At 45.6% G+C, this 16,182-nt stretch carries 18 protein-coding genes and 1 pseudogene; 16 read left to right on the top strand and 3 right to left on the bottom strand.

What is annotated here, in order from left to right; translation table 11 throughout:
• Nucleotides 1-838 precede the first annotated feature (838 nt).
• Complete coding sequence (rluC, locus tag CA267_RS00915; RefSeq protein WP_075610047.1) at nt 839-1,786, top strand: 23S rRNA pseudouridine(955/2504/2580) synthase RluC; 948 nt, start codon at nt 839-841, stop codon at nt 1,784-1,786.
• Entirely contained in the window at nt 1,783-2,439 is a 657-nt protein-coding gene (locus tag CA267_RS00910; protein WP_075609213.1) for an HAD family hydrolase, read from the top strand. Before rluC ends, CA267_RS00910 begins: the two co-directional genes overlap by 4 nt.
• Here the strand turns inward: CA267_RS00910 and CA267_RS00905 are convergent.
• Nucleotides 2,417-3,046, bottom strand: coding sequence for a Maf family protein (locus tag CA267_RS00905; RefSeq protein ID WP_075609214.1), 630 nt, complete (start codon nt 3,044-3,046; stop codon nt 2,417-2,419). The two genes, CA267_RS00910 and CA267_RS00905, sit on opposite strands and share 23 nt — an antisense overlap.
• Nucleotides 3,047-3,263: 217 nt before the next feature.
• On the opposite strand from CA267_RS00905, the gene yceD reads away from it, so the two are divergent.
• From yceD to fabF, 8 genes are all read left to right on the top strand, one after another.
• Complete coding sequence (gene yceD, locus CA267_RS00900) at nt 3,264-3,794, top strand: 23S rRNA accumulation protein YceD (RefSeq protein ID WP_075609215.1); 531 nt, start codon at nt 3,264-3,266, stop codon at nt 3,792-3,794.
• A 3-nt stretch (nt 3,795-3,797) separates the two neighbouring features.
• Nucleotides 3,798-3,968, top strand: a complete 171-nt coding sequence (rpmF, locus tag CA267_RS00895; protein WP_075609216.1) for a 50S ribosomal protein L32 — start codon at nt 3,798-3,800, stop codon at nt 3,966-3,968.
• Nucleotides 3,969-3,988: 20 nt separating this feature from the next.
• The gene (gene plsX, locus CA267_RS00890; protein ID WP_075609217.1) at nt 3,989-5,014 is read left to right on the top strand and encodes a phosphate acyltransferase PlsX; all 1,026 of its coding nucleotides are present in this window, start codon (nt 3,989-3,991) and stop codon (nt 5,012-5,014) included.
• Nucleotides 5,011-5,976, top strand: a complete 966-nt coding sequence (locus CA267_RS00885) for a beta-ketoacyl-ACP synthase III (protein ID WP_075609218.1) — start codon at nt 5,011-5,013, stop codon at nt 5,974-5,976. The genes plsX and CA267_RS00885 overlap by 4 nt, the downstream gene beginning before the upstream one ends.
• Nucleotides 5,977-6,025: 49 nt before the next feature.
• Entirely contained in the window at nt 6,026-6,949 is a 924-nt protein-coding gene (gene fabD, locus CA267_RS00880) for an ACP S-malonyltransferase (RefSeq protein WP_075609219.1), read from the top strand.
• A 23-nt stretch (nt 6,950-6,972) separates the two neighbouring features.
• A complete protein-coding gene (gene fabG / locus CA267_RS00875) occupies nt 6,973-7,713 on the top strand; it encodes a 3-oxoacyl-ACP reductase FabG (RefSeq protein WP_075609220.1) in 741 nt (246 codons plus the stop codon).
• Between the two features lie 197 nt (nt 7,714-7,910).
• The gene (gene acpP, locus CA267_RS00870) at nt 7,911-8,150 is read left to right on the top strand and encodes an acyl carrier protein (protein ID WP_075609221.1); all 240 of its coding nucleotides are present in this window, start codon (nt 7,911-7,913) and stop codon (nt 8,148-8,150) included.
• Nucleotides 8,151-8,225: 75 nt separating this feature from the next.
• Nucleotides 8,226-9,464, top strand: a complete 1,239-nt coding sequence (gene fabF, locus CA267_RS00865; RefSeq protein WP_075609222.1) for a beta-ketoacyl-ACP synthase II — start codon at nt 8,226-8,228, stop codon at nt 9,462-9,464.
• A 168-nt stretch (nt 9,465-9,632) separates the two neighbouring features.
• Here fabF and CA267_RS00860 read toward each other — a convergent pair.
• A pseudogene (locus tag CA267_RS00860) lies at nt 9,633-10,468 on the bottom strand (patatin-like phospholipase family protein).
• A 231-nt stretch (nt 10,469-10,699) separates the two neighbouring features.
• Here CA267_RS00860 and pabC point away from each other — a divergent pair.
• Genes pabC through CA267_RS19200 form a run of 6 tightly spaced genes read left to right on the top strand, consistent with a single transcriptional unit; the run spans nt 10,700 to nt 15,171 of the window.
• Nucleotides 10,700-11,533, top strand: a complete 834-nt coding sequence (pabC, locus tag CA267_RS00855; protein WP_075609223.1) for an aminodeoxychorismate lyase — start codon at nt 10,700-10,702, stop codon at nt 11,531-11,533.
• The gene (mltG, locus tag CA267_RS00850; RefSeq protein ID WP_075609224.1) at nt 11,517-12,554 is read left to right on the top strand and encodes an endolytic transglycosylase MltG; all 1,038 of its coding nucleotides are present in this window, start codon (nt 11,517-11,519) and stop codon (nt 12,552-12,554) included. Before pabC ends, mltG begins: the two co-directional genes overlap by 17 nt.
• Nucleotides 12,544-13,161: a dTMP kinase gene (gene tmk, locus CA267_RS00845; RefSeq protein WP_075609225.1), complete on the top strand. Its 618-nt coding sequence runs from the start codon at nt 12,544-12,546 to the stop codon at nt 13,159-13,161. Before mltG ends, tmk begins: the two co-directional genes overlap by 11 nt.
• A complete protein-coding gene (locus tag CA267_RS00840) occupies nt 13,161-14,066 on the top strand; it encodes a DNA polymerase III subunit (protein WP_075609226.1) in 906 nt (301 codons plus the stop codon). Before tmk ends, CA267_RS00840 begins: the two co-directional genes overlap by 1 nt.
• 19 nt (nt 14,067-14,085) lie before the next feature.
• Nucleotides 14,086-14,862 (top strand): TatD family hydrolase, encoded by a 777-nt coding sequence (locus CA267_RS00835; protein WP_075609227.1) that lies wholly within the window; start codon nt 14,086-14,088, stop codon nt 14,860-14,862.
• Nucleotides 14,863-15,171 carry a pyridoxamine 5'-phosphate oxidase family protein gene (locus tag CA267_RS19200; RefSeq protein WP_075609228.1) on the top strand — a complete coding sequence of 103 codons (309 nt, stop codon included), beginning with the start codon at nt 14,863-14,865 and terminating at the stop codon, nt 15,169-15,171.
• Between the two features lie 271 nt (nt 15,172-15,442).
• Here CA267_RS19200 and CA267_RS00825 read toward each other — a convergent pair whose 3' ends face one another.
• Nucleotides 15,443-16,030, bottom strand: coding sequence for a cysteine hydrolase family protein (locus CA267_RS00825; protein ID WP_075609229.1), 588 nt, complete (start codon nt 16,028-16,030; stop codon nt 15,443-15,445).
• Nucleotides 16,031-16,182: the final 152 nt, after the last annotated feature.

Genomic DNA, 16,182 nt, shown 5'->3' with positions numbered 1-16,182 from the left:
CACAAAATTAAAGTGACATGTGCAAACCCTCACCATCCAGCCTCACGGGTGTATGGGGACTTTGTTGTAGTGTCGTATTACCCTTGATTAAAATTACCTGCACATCTTTGAAGCAGGGTTTTCTGTCTTTATCGGGTGTCGGGAACGACGGCCCCTTCACGATTACATTACTTTCTTTTATCACCCTTTTATATGCTTAAGGATGATCGTCAATTCAATTCTGTTTGGCTAAACGGCGAACTTTTTTGTTTGTTCTGGGGTAATGCGCTGTGAATATAAAGGCTTTAGTACTGCCTTTGCCACTGAGGCTAACTTTTAAGAACAGGGCCTGCATTACCATCTAAGGTGACTTATTGTTTAATAAGCAAATAAGTTCTAACCGCTTTAACAGTGCTTTCTTACAACTGTTAAAACATCTGGATTATTACAACAACCTTGGCTTTTAGCAAGCAAAGTTATTCCAAATACTTACATTAGTGACTATTTTTATAATTAAATAGTGAAGCAAAACACCGATAAGTGCTTTGGCAATCTCAAATGAATTGGATTAGATGAAGCAGAGACTTGCGGACTTACCTTTTATAAACCCAGGCGAAATCGCAAATATTTTTTTTACAAGAAGTGGAAGTTTTTTAGCCGAACTTCTGGAGGATGGATGCTCCAGAAGAGCCATCAGGGATGATTTTACGGCGTTTCGGATAAGAAACTTTTGCCTATTTTCACAGCTGATGGTTTTTCGCTCATTCATGCGGTTGCCCTGTTTATAAATCCAATAATTTTTAACTGCAGAAAAATTACCTATAGGTGCGATACTAAAATCTACAGTATACTGCGCGCTATGAAACAAGAAGCATCATTAACAGTCCAATTTATCACCATCGACGACGATCAAGCAGGTCAGAGAATCGATAATTTCCTTCGTACCCAGCTTAAAGGCGTGCCGAAAAGTATGATTTACCGCATCCTGAGAAAGGGAGAAGTGCGGGTGAATAAAGGGCGAATAAAACCTGAATATAAGCTACAGGCTGAGGATATTGTGCGGGTGCCGCCTGTCCGAGTGTCAGAAAATGCTGAGCAGTTAAATCCGAAACTTGACAGAATTGCTTCGCTGGAACAGCACATCCTGTTTGAAGACGATCGCCTCATTGTAATAAATAAACCTTCAGGAATTGCCGTACATGGCGGTAGTGGCCTCAGCTTCGGTCTGATTGAAGGCTTGCGGGCGCTGCGCTCTGAGGCGAAATTCATGGAATTGGTACATCGGCTGGACCGGGATACGTCCGGGTGCATCTTAATTGCGAAAAAGCGTTCGGCGCTACGGCATATGCATGAACAGCTTCGTGCTGGCCAAATGGATAAGCGTTATCAGGCACTTGTAGCAGGGGAGTGGCCGCAAAGCCGGTTTACGGTAAAAACGCCTCTGCTGAAGAACGTGTTGCAATCGGGCGAACGTATGGTAAATGTCACTGAAGCTGGCAAACCATCAGAAACTCGTTACCGCATTCTGGCAAGCTACGCCGAAGCGACCTTAGTCGAGGCATCACCGATTACCGGCCGTACTCATCAAATTCGGGTACATTGTCAACATGCTGGCCATGCGATTGCTGGTGATACCAAATACGGTGATGAAGCCTTTGACGCCAAGATGCGAAGCATTGGCTTAAATCGATTATTTCTTCATGCTGCCAGAATTAGTCTGCATCATCCAAAAACCAATGAACGGGTAACTTTTGAGGCCTCATTAGATAATGAGCTTACTGGCGTATTGGATAAACTCAAACAATGAAGTCTTATAAACTAATAATATTTGATTGGGATGGCACGTTGATGGATTCAGCAGCTAAAATTGTCAGTTGTATGCAATTAGCAGCAAAATCCTGCGATGTTGCTGTGCCCTCAGCGCAACAAGCCAGCGACATTATCGGGATCAGTTTACGTCCAGCCATTCAGAAACTGTTTGCCACAGATGATGAAGGTTTAACTGATCGCCTAGTTGCTGCTTATAAAAAGGCTTACCTGCAGCAGGACGTTAAGCCGTGCCCAATGTTCACTGGTGCCATAGCGATGTTACAGGCGCTTAAGGACGATAAACGTCAGTTGGCTGTTGCCACAGGTAAAGCACGGCGCGGGTTAAACCGCGTCTGGCAACATACCGGCACTGGCGATTTTTTTACAACGTCACGTACCGCAGACGAGGCTGAGTCAAAACCGTCTTCTGACATGTTGCTGCAGATATTGCAGGAAACCGGAGTCGATGTTACCGATGCATTAATGGTGGGTGATACAACCTACGATATGCAGATGGCGCAGGCTATTGGGATGGATAGAATAGGCGTTTCCTACGGAGTGCATGCTCAAGTCCATCTTGAAAACCATGCTCCGCTTGCCGTAGTGCATTCGGTCGGCGAGCTTCAGTCTATGTTGCTGCCGCATTACTAAGGTTTGCAGTCGCAAGAGCAAGCAAATCGACCTCAAAATGAATAAGCAGGTCACGTAGTAACATTACGGGCAATCCGATTAGCGCATTCGGATCTCTGGATTCAATGGCATCAAAGAGCAGCACACCTTTCCCCTCCGATTTGAAGCTGCCTGCACAATCGTAGGGGGTCTCTGCCCGTAAATAGTCCTCAATCTGACGTTGGGAAAGTGTCGTAAAATGAACAGTAGTTATGTCCGTTTCAGTAACTTGCTTTCCGCTGCTTTTACAGGCCAGACTTAAAGCTGAATAAAAAATAACGGAGCGTCCCTGGCACAACGATAGTTGTTTCACTGCCTTTGAATGACAGCCCGGCTTGCCCAATATATGCCTGCCGTCCGGGCTATTCAGACAGGCGACCTGATCGCTTCCAATCACTATTGCTTCCGGTTTCAGGGCGCTAACTTTACTCGCTTTCGCTGCGGCTAAGCGCGCAGCTAATACATCGGGCTTTTCCTCGGGAAAAGGAGATTCATCAATATCCGCTGCAATCGCCTCAGCATTAACACCAAGCGCAGCCAGTTGGGCTTGGCGATAGCGGGACGATGAAGCAAGAATAAGATTTCGCATTGAAGATATACCTTGTGATAAAAAGCAGTGTTCATTATTTACTAGTATTAGAAACGAAACGCGGATAGTTTATCAGTCCGTCTTGCATATTGTTAGAAAGGCAGCGATATTTTCAGAATCCTGTTGCTTTGCTTAGCAAATTTAACTAACTAAAATTAAATTGAAAATAGATTAATCCTTTGACAGACAAGGGCTGAGTCTATATTATGCGCGCCCTATGCAGAAAGTGAAATTGCCACATACCATTGATCCCGTCAAATCCGCGATGAAACGCTCCGATTACCGAGGCGTTATTGCGAGTAAAGATATGGAACGATTGATATCAGCAGTTGTCCATTGTGATGACTGGGTGGATGTTGAAGTACAGTTTAAAAAAGACGCGCAGGGTCTTACTGTTTTTCAAGGCCATCTGGACACACAGGTATCACTTCTCTGTCAGCGGTGTAATGGGGAGTTTGATTACCCTCTTCATGTTGATTTTTGCTACAGTCCGGTGCAGGGACAGGAGCAAGAAGATGAAGTATTACCCGAAGCTTACGATCCGGTAGAGGTTAACGACCACGGAGAAGTCGATTTACTTCAATTATTTGAAGACGAGCTTATTTTATCTTTGCCTATTGTGCCCCTTCATGCAGAGGAGGATTGTTCAGTGAGCTCAGATGATATGCAGTTCGGTGATATCGAACCGGAGCAAGAGCGACCAAACCCTTTCGCGGTTTTGAAAGAACTTAAGCGAGACCAGGAGTAAGTTATGGCAGTACAACAAAATCGTAAAACGCGGTCAAAACGCGGTATGCGTCGCTCACACGATGCATTGACAGGCCCAACTTTGTCTGTTGATTCAACGTCGGGTGAAACTCACCGTCGTCATCATGTGACCGCTGATGGTTATTACAAAGGCAAAAAAGTCATCGCAGACTAATTGCTGTCGGTGACATTATTTTGTCTGACCTAACCATAGCGTTAGATATCATGGGGGGCGATCATGGTCCCCCTGTTATCCTTACCGCCGCCCTCAAAGCAATTCAATTGCATTCTGATTTTCATTTTATTCTATGTGGACAGCGTCAAGCTATCGAACCGGCTTTAGCGATTTTAACCGCTCAGCAACGTAGCCGGCTGACGGTGATTCATTGTGATGAAGTGGTGGAAATGGGTGATGCTCCGGCACATGCACTGCGCAATAAAAAGTCGTCCTCCATGCGAAAAGCCATTGAATTGGTCGAAGAGGGTAAAGCAGATGCTTGCGTGAGCGCAGGAAATACAGGTGCATTACTTACCCTGGCGTATTATATTCTTAAAACCTTGCCTGGAATCGACAGGCCAGCGTTAATTTCGGTCATGCCCACTACCAGCCATCATAAAGTTTTCCTGTTAGACTTAGGTGCAAACGTAAACTGTACATCAGAAATACTGTTTCAGTATGGTGTGATGGGATCGGTAATGGCGAGCCAGGTTACCGGCAATGCTTCTCCTCGCGTCGCGCTGTTGAATGTAGGCGAAGAAGATATAAAAGGTAATGCACAAGTTAAATATGCTGATCAATTATTTCGCAATGCCAAAGGTCTGAATTATATTGGTTATGTTGAAGGTGATGATATATTTACCGATCACGCAGATGTTGTGGTTACCGACGGTTTTACCGGCAATATCGCACTGAAATCCAGTGAAGGCCTGGCAAAACTAGTTATCAATGAAGTTAAGCGGCAGTCTCAGATGAACTTGATGACGAGACTAATGGCGCGCATCGCCCTGCCGTTGCTAAAAACTATTTATAACAGGGTGAACCCCGACCAGTATAATGGTGCCAGTCTGTTAGGATTGCGCGGCATTGTCATAAAGAGCCATGGGAACGCATCGGCTGAGGCATTTTATTATGCTATTTGTCAGGCAATGCAAGAAGCAAAAATGCGCATCCCGGAGAAAATAAAAAGTAAAATAGAAACGGTTTTGTTGGAGCAGCTTTGAGCAATTATTCACGAATTATCGGGACGGGCAGTTATTATCCAAGCGAAGTACGTACCAATGCAGATCTTGAGGGAATGGTTGATACCACTGATGAATGGATAACGGATCGTACAGGTATCAAAGAGCGGCGTATTATCGGTAAAGATGAAACTGCAGCAACTATGGGCGCTGAAGCCAGCATAAAGGCAATTGAAGCAGCCGCTATCGATGTGAAAACCATTGATATGATTGTGTGTGCCACCACCAGTGGTCGCCATGCTTTGCCTAGTACAGCATGTGAAATTCAGCGAATTTTAGGATTAGATGGCATTCCTGCGTTTGACGTTGCCGCTGCCTGTGCGGGTTATTGTTACGCTTTGAGTGTGGCAGATCAGTATATAAAAACGGGTATGGCAAAACGGATATTGGTTATAGGAACTGATTGTCTTAGCCAACTGGTAAATCCAGCCGATCGTACCATGATCATATTGTTCGGTGATGCTGCCGGAGCCACTATCATCGAAGCCAGCGATGAACCTGGTATTCTTTCTACCCATATTCACGCCGCAGGTTCGTACGGTGATCTACTGTACGTGGGGAATCCCACTCGGGGCGATGAAAAATCGATTCATGAGAATTGGGGAGTAATGAAGGGCAACGAAGTATTTAAAGTTGCGGTAACCAAATTATCGGAAACCGTTGAGCAAACGCTTAAAGCTAACAACATGGAGAAGTCTGATTTGGACTGGTTAGTTCCTCATCAAGCCAATTTCCGCATTATTAAAGCAACTGCCAAAAAGCTGGATATGTCATTGGATCAAGTGGTGTTAACGCTTGAGAAATATGGTAATACCTCAGCAGCAACTGTACCTACAGCGTTAGATACTGCAATACGTGATGGCCGTATTCAGCGTGGCCAAAATTTGCTGCTGGAAGCCTTTGGTGGAGGCTTTGCCTGGGCATCGGCGCTGGTAAGATATTAGCGTCCATTGCCACAAAAAGATAAAAACAAGATAGAATTAAGGAAGCATTATGACACGTACAGCCTGCGTTTTTCCGGGCCAGGGCTCGCAGTCCGTTGGTATGCTTAAAGAATTAGCCGAAGAGCATCAGTCAGTCATCAGCACTTTTTCCCAAGCCTCTGACGTACTCGGTTATGATTTATGGGACCTTGTTCAGCACGACGCAGAGGGCAAGCTGGGTGAAACTCATATTACACAACCTGCTTTGCTTACCGCTAGCGTTGCAGTGTGGCGTCTACTCCAGGAAAGGGACCTGCAGGTTGATTATCTGGCCGGCCATAGCTTGGGCGAATACTCGGCGCTAGTATGTAGTGGAGCAATGGCGTTTGAAGATGCCGTACGACTGGTTGAAGCACGCGGTAAATTCATGCAGCAAGCAGTACCAGCCGGTGCCGGAGCCATGTATGCAATCATTGGTCTGGATGATGCCAAAATTGCAGATATCTGCCAGCAAACAGCCATTGCTACTGGCGATGTCGTAGCACCGGTCAATTTTAATTCGCCCGGTCAGCTCGTTATTGCCGGTGAGAAAAGCGCTGCAGAACAAGCCGCTCAGGCATGTAAAGACGCCGGCGCTAAACGTGCGTTAGCTCTGGCTGTGAGTGTGCCTTCTCACTGCGAATTAATGCGTCCTGCTGCTGATCAACTTGATGATGCGCTTGCTGATATTACGTTGCAGACGCCGTCTATCAATATTGTCAATAACGTAGATGTCAATATTGAAACAGAAGCAAAAGCTATTCGCGATGCTCTGGTCCGTCAGCTTTACTGCCCGGTTCAATGGACGCGTACTATAGAATATCTTGCTGCCGCAGGGGTTGAGCGAATCGTTGAAGTAGGGCCAGGCAAAGTACTGACAGGTCTGATCAAACGTATTGATAAAAATCTGGAATCATTTGCTGTTAATACTCCAGCTACGCTGGCGGATTTCTAAAACGGCAGACAAAGGTAATAAGTATGACCCAATTAAACGGAAAAGTAGCGTTAGTTACGGGAGCTAGTCGAGGAATTGGTAAGGCAACTGCTGAATTGCTTGCCAGCCAGGGTGCTAAAGTAATTGGTACCGCAACCAGTGATAATGGTGCTGCCGCCATCTCAGACTATCTCGCAGCCTCAGGCGGAAAAGGTCTGGCTCTCAACGTGACGGATAAAGCAGCAGTTGAAGCCGCAGTGAAGGCTGTCAATGAGGAATTTGGCAGTATTGATATACTTGTTAACAATGCAGGCATTACACGTGATAACCTACTGATGCGGATGAAAGACGAGGAGTGGCAAAATATTATCGACACAAATCTGACTTCTATTTTTACTATGTCAAAAGCGGTGTTGCGTGGCATGATGAAAAAACGCAATGGTCGTATAGTTAATGTCGGTTCTGTCGTTGGAAGTTCAGGTAACGCCGGCCAAGCGAATTATGCTGCGGCGAAGGCTGGAGTCATTGGATTTAGCAAATCTATGGCTCGTGAAGTGGCGTCCAGAGGTATTACAATCAACGTTGTTGCACCGGGTTTTATTGACACCGACATGACGAAAGCATTGACAGAAGAGCAACGAGCAGCGATCTTTAAGGACATTCCCGCAAACCGATTGGGACGGCCAGAAGAGATTGCAGCAACTATCGCATTTCTCGTGAGTGAGGGTGCCGCCTATATTAGCGGTGAAACAATTCACGTAAATGGCGGTATGTATATGAATTAACTACATTTTTAAATGTAGTTGGGCAAGCCTGAATATTATGTAGATTGGGCTTGAATGTTAAAAGTTTGTTTATTAGACTTGGTTCGTTGCTGGTTTGACCAGAGAATTAGTTTCATCTGGTGCTTGCAAGGTGATTTCTTGCAAAATAAACTAGCGGCACTTTTTATATCTAGTGACGTTAAGGGAAACCTAGAATTATGAGTAACATTGAAGAGCGCGTTAAAAAGATCATCGTTGAGCAGCTTGGCGTGAAAGAAGAAGAAGTAAAATCTGAAGCCTCATTCGTTGACGATTTAGGCGCTGACTCGCTTGACACCGTAGAGTTAGTGATGGCGTTAGAAGAAGAGTTTGATACAGAAATTCCTGACGAAGAAGCAGAAAAAATTACTACTGTTCAGTCAGCTGTCGACTACATCAACGCTAACAAAGACGCGTAAGCTACAACTTAGAAAAACGGCTCGCCATGGGCCGTTTTCTGTATACCTACCATAGTTCCAATGCGAGGGCTTTTTGTGACAAAACGTCGCGTAGTGGTTACTGGTCTTGGCATGTTATCACCTCTGGGTCAATCAGTTGATGCAACATGGCGTCGTCTGTTAGCCGGTGAAAGTGGTATTTGCGATATCACCCATTTTGACTGTAGTAACTATTCCACCCGTTTTGCCGGTCAGGTCAATGATTTTGACCCGCAAGATTATATTGACAAAAAAGAAGCAAAGAAAATGGATCGGTTTATCCAGCTGGGGATTGCAGCGGGTAAGCAGGCACTGGCCGATTCAGGTCTCACCGTTAACGATAAGAACGCTACCCGCGTAGGTGTTGCAATTGGTTCTGGGATCGGTGGTCTTGAACAAATTGAACAGAATCATATCAAGTTATTAAATAGCGGGCCGAAGCGGGTATCGCCGTTTTTTGTGCCTTCTACTATTACTAACATGATCTCGGGCTTTCTTTCAATTATGGAAGGGCTAAAAGGGCCGAATCTCACTATTGTGACTGCCTGTACCACGGGCGTACATAATATTGGAGTAGCGGCAAGAACAATTGCCTATGGCGATGCTGATGCTATGTTAGCTGGCGGCGCAGAAGCGACAATCACCCCGTTAGGCATTGCCGGTTTTGCCGCCGCCAGAGCGCTTTCTTCCAATAACGACAATCCTCAAGCAGCGAGTCGTCCGTGGGACAAAGACCGCGACGGGTTCGTGATGGGAGAAGGTGCTGGTGTAGTGATGCTGGAAGAGTATGAATCTGCACTAGCGCGCGGCGCAAAAATTTATGGCGAACTTGTCGGTTTCGGTATGAGCGGTGATGCGTATCATATGACTGCACCATCCGAAGCTGGAGAGGGAGCCGCAGCATCGATGGTTAATGCTATCAATGATGCCAACCTTAAACCGGAAGATATTGGTTACGTGAATGCTCACGGTACCTCGACACCTGCCGGTGACGTTGCTGAAGTTGCTGCGGTTAAACGTGTCTTTGGTGACCATGCATTTAAATTGTTGGTTAGTTCAACCAAGTCCATGACAGGTCATTTGCTTGGTGCTGCTGGTTCCGTAGAAGCCATTTTTACCTTGCTGGCGTTACGAGACAAAATGGCTCCGCCTACCATCAATCTGGATAACCCGGGGGAAGGATGTGATTTAGACTTTGTTGCTCATACAGCTAAGTCTTTTGAATCTCCGATAGCCTTATGTAACTCATTCGGATTTGGTGGAACAAACGGGTCGCTAATTTTTAAGCGGGTGTAGTTTCTATTTTCCGTTTGTAACAATAAGCAGATCAAATAAAAGCCTCGGCTCAGCGCCGAGGCTTTTTTGTCTTAGCAGTAGGTGCTTTAAGAGTTGCAGGAAAAGTTTTACTATTCTCGCTGAATGTGCAACATCGTTGCGGTTTAGCACAGGTATGCCTTAGCAGCGTTACTGAACGTTCGTTGCCGACTCGTCTATGGACATTAATTTCTGTGGTAAAAAATCCTTGGTGGTCTGATAGCCCACATTAAACAGCTCCTGTTTTGCAGCTTCATCCATTTTAAAATCCACCGCTGAAACACTGCCGGTATTGATGATCAGCGTCTTATGCCAATACTGATTGTGAACATATTCTCTTGAAACCGCATTCATGAATGTGCGAATCAATAATCCTACGTACTGCGGCAATCCGATCTTACGGGACCTTATAAAGGTTTTTTTCACAGCCTCACTTCTCAGCCGAAAGCAGATTGAGGGGGTCCCATCTTTCTGCCAGTCATCGAATAAGGCATCTTCTGACAGAATAGCCCCATCGGTGAGTAAATGATCTCGATATTGTTTGAAGGAAAATAGCAGAGGACGGACATGGAGTAGCGGATGGCTTCTGAGATCCGCATATCGGGCGGGGATTTTCCTTATTGAGCAAAACTGGCCCCCCGCCATTAATGTCAGTAGCTAATATGTGCAACGTGTATGGACATTGCTTAAGTGTCATACCTTTAAGCAGATTATCTACCCATTGCTCAAATTCGTTACCGGAAGGTAATCCTCTTTTTCGAAGTAAACTGGCTGAAGTCAGTTTGAAAGGCAAGTTCGCGCAATCGATCAATAGAATAGCCTTTGGCGTACAAGGCGGCAACAATGGAGCTTCCACACACGCCCATCAAGGTAGTAAAGCCTATATGTAATTCATTCAGCGCTTGGAGTATTCCGACATAAGCGGGAAGGTGAGTTCCGCCTCCTGAAAAAATAGGGACAACAGGTCTTATACAGTTACTGCTCATAATACGAGACGGCTGTGCAACACCGATTACCTACACTGTAGATCAAGAATACTCATTACTGAATTTTTTATAGCTGTTTCTACCTCCGATGAATTATCAATATTCGCTATCAGTTTTGCTCATATCGTCGTCGATAACGGTTTTGAAACATCAATTTCACTCACCTTGCTATGGAGTTAGCAAGCGTAATTGATATACTTGCGCCTGAACTTATTAGCTAAGAGGACACAAGTGGGCCAGATTATAGCAGCCAACTCCTTTGATGTAGGTGATCGCGCGGCCAATTACGGCGACGGATTGTTTACCACCATGCAAGTGGAAGACGGCAGAGTGGCGCTATTTAATCGGCATGTGTCCCGCATGATGAACGACGGCGAACGGTTAATGTTAACACTGGAACAGCAACAGCTGGAAACGGCCATTCGCGCTCACGCCCACGAGTGTGGGTCGGGGGTGCTAAAGCTGTTAATTAGTTCAGGTGTTGGTGGCAGAGGCTATGCTCGTCCTGAAACTGCCAAGCCGCATATGATTTTTTCTCACCATCCGTTGCCTGGACATTATACAAGGTGGCGCAGCGAAGGCATCCGTACCCGCGTAAGTAGCGTGAGATTGGCAATCCAGCCATTATTAGGTGGAATTAAGCACCTGAATCGGCTAGAACAAATCTTTATAAAAAAAGAATTAAATAGCTTTAAAGCGGATGATGCCATTGTGTGTGATGCCGATGGATTCGTAATCGAAGGCAGTGCGGCCAATATTTTCTGGCATAGAAATGGTCAATGGCATACCCCAGAGATAAGTACATGCGGAGTAAAAGGCGTGATGCGGTGTTTCTTATTAGATTGGTTTGAGGGTAACAGAATGCGGGTTAACGTTGGGCGTTTTGTTCTTGATGAGCTTTTTCAGGCTGATACGGTATTCTTTTGCAACGCCTTGATGGAAATAATTCCGGTTACCGCTATTGCTTCTGACTCCGCAACTTTCGATTTTCCTGCTCAACCAGTACGCGTACTGCAACAGGCTGTTGCGCAAAATTATAAGGACGAATATGATTCGGGTGCTTAAATGGTTAGCTGTTCCCATTGTATTGATGATTGGCGTTTTAGGCGCGGTAATGTGGTGGCAGGGGGAAATGCAAAAGCCATTAGCGCTTTCCGAACCAACTTTGCTGACCATTCCTCAAGGTGCATCCGGACAACAGGTGGTGCGTTTAATAGAACAGCATAATTGGCTGGAGTCGAATCCTTTTGCCGTAAAGCTGTGGTTAAAATTTGTGTTTTCACCGCAGAGTGCTAAGGCTGGAACGTACCAGATTCAGCCTGCTATGAAGTTAACCGATGCATTTTCTTTATTTGCAAACGCAGAGGAATTTCAATTTGGTGTGAGTCTGATTGAAGGGCTAACCCTCCAGCAATGGCTACTTATTCTACAGCAGCATGAATATATTACGTTCGATATCTCCGATGAAACCTTAGTGGCGCTACAGGACAAGTGGACAATGCCGCCTGCTTCAGGCACTCCGTCATTGGAAGGATTGTTGCTCGCCGATACCTATTATTTTACTGCCGGTACAGATGCATCCACCATACTTGCCAGAGCGATGGCAGCAATGAGTCGATATCTCGAAAGCGCCTGGGCAGAACGCGCAACTGGCCTACCTCTGAAAGCTCCATACGAGGCGTTAATATTAGCCTCAATCATTGAAAAAGAAACAGCAGTGCCAGCAGAAAGAGCCAGGATTGCTGGTGTTTTTATTAATCGTTTAAATGAAAATATGCGCCTGCAAACGGACCCGACAGTCATTTACGGAGTGGGTGTGGAATTCGACGGGAATCTTACGCGTCAGCATCTGCGGGAGTCCACTCCTTATAATACTTACGTGGTTAAAGGATTGCCGCCTACCCCTATTGCGATGGCTGGTAAGCCAGCTATTCAAGCCGCTTTGCATCCTTTCCCAACCGACGAACTATACTTCGTCGCCAGAGGCGATGGCTCACATCATTTTTCTTCAACGTTGAAAGAGCATAATGAAGCGGTTAACCAATACCAAATTAGAAGTGGGAACCGTAACACCAATGATGGGTAAATTTATTGTAGTAGAAGGGTTGGAAGGCGCGGGTAAAAGTTCAGTAATCAATCTTATTGTTGATACTCTTAAAAGATCAGGAATTGAATGTGAAACTACCCGCGAACCTGGCGGCACTCCTATGGCTGAAGCCATTCGGGAATGTGTAAAGCATCCATGGGAAGAAATTGTCGCCGAAGAGACAGAACTGATGCTGATGTACGCGGCAAGAAAGCAATTACTGGATAACAAAATTTTACCCGCTCTTCGTAGTGGAAAATGGGTGGTAGGGGATCGCCATGATTTATCTTCTCAAGCATACCAGGGGGGTGGCAGAGGAATTGACCCCAACATTATGAAGATGCTGAGAGACATTACCTTACAAGGGTTTACTCCTGATCTTACCATCTATCTTGACGTGGAACCGGAAGCGGGTTTAGCCAGAGCCAGGGGAAGAGGGGAGCTTGATCGTATAGAATTAGCAGGCCTTGATTTCTTTAGGCGAACCCGCAAAAAATACTGTGAATTAGCAGCAATGGACGAGAGTATCATTACCATAGATGCAATGCAGGAAATGACTACAGTACACCACGACGTAGTGGAAGCGGTTAGCAGGTTTATGCGCTGATGTTACCCTGGTTTACTGAACGTTACCTACAAATTATTGACAGGCTTCTAAAGCAGAAACTTCACCACGCGTTACTGCTCAGCGGTCCTGCAGGAATCGGAAAATACGAATTAGCCATTACGTTGGCGAAGGTGATTCTTTGCAGAAACCCTACAGCACGCGGTTGTTGCGAGACATGTCAAAGCTGTCTGCTGTTCGACGCAAGTACGCATCCGGATTTTTACGCGCTGGTAAGCGAAAAGCAATTGGGCGTCGATAAAATTCGGGAAGGGATCGGTAAGCTCAGTGGCATGTCACAACTCGGTGCTAATAAGGTACTTGTCATTCCTGCGGCTGACCTGATAACAGAATCCGCAGCCAATGCACTGCTAAAAACGCTGGAAGAACCGACGAACAAAACATTTATCATTCTGCTTACCGCCAAAGCGCAACATTTACTACCGACTATTCTGAGTCGATGCGAGAAACATTTTTTTTCAACGCCTGCGCCAGCTCAAAGCCTTAAGTGGTTAAAAGGAAATGGGGTTGACGACGTTACTCCCGCCTTATTAGAAGCCTATGGCAATGCGCCACTTCGGCTGAAACAGGCGCTAACCAATGAAAGTGGTATTAGCTATCGAGAATTTTGCGATGGCTTTGATGCCTTATTGGCAGGTAAAAAGGATGCTCTTTCACTTGCAAACGACTGGCAGGAGTACGCAGTTCAGGTTGTGAGCTGGGTACAGCAGTTTACCCACAAAAGTTTTCTCCAATCTCAGCAAGTTCAGGATTATCAGAATTTTCAGGTATGCGTTGATGCTCTTAAGTCGTTGATGCACCCGGGTATCAATAAAGCAGTAGTCCTTTGCGCTGTACTAGATACCATTGCCAATCCTGAACACCAACGTACACGTAATATTAAATAGCGATTTAAGAGGGGTAATTGTGTTTATAGATTCCCACTGTCACCTAGACAGACTAAAACAGTCAGAATCAGAATTGGCAGAGACGTTAGCTTTTGCCCGACAACGCGGGGTACAGCATTTTCTCTGCGTCGCTGTGTCTGTTAATGACTTTGATAGCATGTATGAAACTGTCAAAGAGTATGAGGATGTGTCTGTTTCCTGCGGCGTACATCCCTTACATCAGGAGGATGCCTGTACCTATGAGACGCTGTTGCAGAAGGCGTCTCATCCTGCTGTGGTAGCCATAGGCGAGACCGGGCTGGATTATTTTTACAGTGCCGACACTCAGGAAATTCAACGTACCTCTTTTATCGACCACATCAACGTGGCGAATGAACTCAAGAAACCATTGATTATCCATACCCGGGATGCTCGGGAAGACACGCTTTCTTTACTACGTGAACATAAAGCCCCCGATACGTTAGGCGTGTTGCATTGTTTCACCGAATCCCTGGAAATGGCAAAAGCAGCAATGGAATTAGGATTCTATATTTCGATTTCTGGCATTGTTACGTTTAACTCTGCAGATGAATTACGAGAAGTCGTGAAAGCCATTCCTTTGGAACGTTTGTTAATAGAAACGGATTCGCCGTGGCTTGCGCCTGTTCCACATCGGGGGAAGCAGAACCAGCCAGGATTTGTTGTCGAAGTGGCGGAATTCATTGCTGAGCTAAAGGGAATTTCATTGAATGAGCTGGCAGCAAAAACCACGGAAAATTTTTATACGTTGTTTTCCCGAGCCGCAAAACCGTCTTGAGTGCTACTAAGACCAGTTGGCAACTGCAGCTGCAAAGCGCGCTTTTCCAATAATGAAGAGCAACCTGAAAGCCGCTTTTTCCAACTGGCCACTAATGATAGATATGGATATCCCGCCGTTCGCACCGTCGTGTACAGAGGGTTTAAGCAAGATTCTACGTCGTTACTACTTACCTCTGGCACGCGAACGGATAAAATTCAGCATATCAGGAAAAAAGCGACTACATCCGTGTGCTGGTATTTTGCTCAAACGCGAGCGCAATTCAGGTTCCAAACTCAAGCCTCTTTCTTCAATAGCGCAAATCACTGAGCATTTGTAAAAGATTTTTGGAACGATCTTTCTGATACAGCCAAGCTACAGTTCCTATGGGGTCGCCCAAATCTCTCCGAGCCGCAAATCAAGCTGTGCAAAGAAATAAGCAGCGAATAACGCCGCAACACTTGTGTGGTGAAGCTTCAAGTTGAGAACGTTGACTATCTTTCGCTAAAGGCGAAGTCGCAGTATCGTGAAATTCATTATTTTAACGGGCGGGCCGAATGGCGCTGCGATTCTGTTATACCGTAAAATAACGTTCAAAACCTTATTTCAGTTCTTTAAGCGTACTAATATTTGCCACCTTTTTAACAAGCTTCAATGTTTCCTGATGATCGTCTTCGCTACCCGCGGCGCAACAATCCTCAACAATGGTGCAATGAAAATCACGGTCGTGCCCATCACGAGCGGTTGACTGAACAGCTAAATCGGTGGCACACCCTGCTATAAGTAATTTTTTTACACCGTTAGTTCGTAGAATAAGTTCCAGCGTCGTTGAGTAAAAGGCACTGACCCGGTGTTTTACCAACACGACTTCTTCATCAAGCGGCGCAACTTTTTCGTGAAAGCGGGTGCCCCAATGGCCAAGCTTAAGAATGCCATTTTCTTTGGCAGCGCCAAATAACGGTGATGTTTCAGGTTGCTCGGCATAATGCTCAGAAAAGCCTAACCCGACGTGAATTATTAAATCACCTCGCTTTCTCCCGAGGGTGAGTAAAGAAGCAACATTGTCTAAGGTATTATGGTGCTGCGCGAACTTCGAATAGCCTTGCGCCGCCATCTTACCGTCTGGATGAATAATTTCGTTAATAAAATCTACAGCGATAATTGCTGTGTCGGTGCAGTTAATAGTCATAATTTGTCCGGGAGTTATACCAATCCGTTTTGATTAACTGTTACTGCAGATTGGTTTTTTATGAAAACAAGGATAGCTACCATTGCGACACTGCCAGAAGCAGTGGCTATGTTTTGTATGGGAAACCTGCAAAATTGTTCAACTGAAAGCAG

The organism is Alteromonas pelagimontana, from assembly GCF_002499975.2.
In the GTDB taxonomy this organism is placed as follows: domain Bacteria; phylum Pseudomonadota; class Gammaproteobacteria; order Enterobacterales; family Alteromonadaceae; genus Alteromonas; species Alteromonas pelagimontana.
This window is presented reverse-complemented; position numbering and strand designations above follow the sequence as displayed.

Coding starts and splice junctions, on each gene's coding strand:
- rluC (WP_075610047.1), top strand. CDS start 839: ATGAAACAAGAAGCATCATTAACAGTCCAATTTATCACCATCGACGAC.
- CA267_RS00910 (WP_075609213.1), top strand. CDS start 1,783: ATGAAGTCTTATAAACTAATAATATTTGATTGGGATGGCACGTTGATG.
- CA267_RS00905 (WP_075609214.1), bottom strand. CDS start 3,046: ATGCGAAATCTTATTCTTGCTTCATCGTCCCGCTATCGCCAAGCCCAA.
- yceD (WP_075609215.1), top strand. CDS start 3,264: ATGCAGAAAGTGAAATTGCCACATACCATTGATCCCGTCAAATCCGCG.
- rpmF (WP_075609216.1), top strand. CDS start 3,798: ATGGCAGTACAACAAAATCGTAAAACGCGGTCAAAACGCGGTATGCGT.
- fabD (WP_075609219.1), top strand. CDS start 6,026: ATGACACGTACAGCCTGCGTTTTTCCGGGCCAGGGCTCGCAGTCCGTT.
- fabG (WP_075609220.1), top strand. CDS start 6,973: ATGACCCAATTAAACGGAAAAGTAGCGTTAGTTACGGGAGCTAGTCGA.
- acpP (WP_075609221.1), top strand. CDS start 7,911: ATGAGTAACATTGAAGAGCGCGTTAAAAAGATCATCGTTGAGCAGCTT.
- mltG (WP_075609224.1), top strand. CDS start 11,517: ATGATTCGGGTGCTTAAATGGTTAGCTGTTCCCATTGTATTGATGATT.
- tmk (WP_075609225.1), top strand. CDS start 12,544: ATGATGGGTAAATTTATTGTAGTAGAAGGGTTGGAAGGCGCGGGTAAA.
- CA267_RS00840 (WP_075609226.1), top strand. CDS start 13,161: ATGTTACCCTGGTTTACTGAACGTTACCTACAAATTATTGACAGGCTT.
- CA267_RS00825 (WP_075609229.1), bottom strand. CDS start 16,030: ATGACTATTAACTGCACCGACACAGCAATTATCGCTGTAGATTTTATT.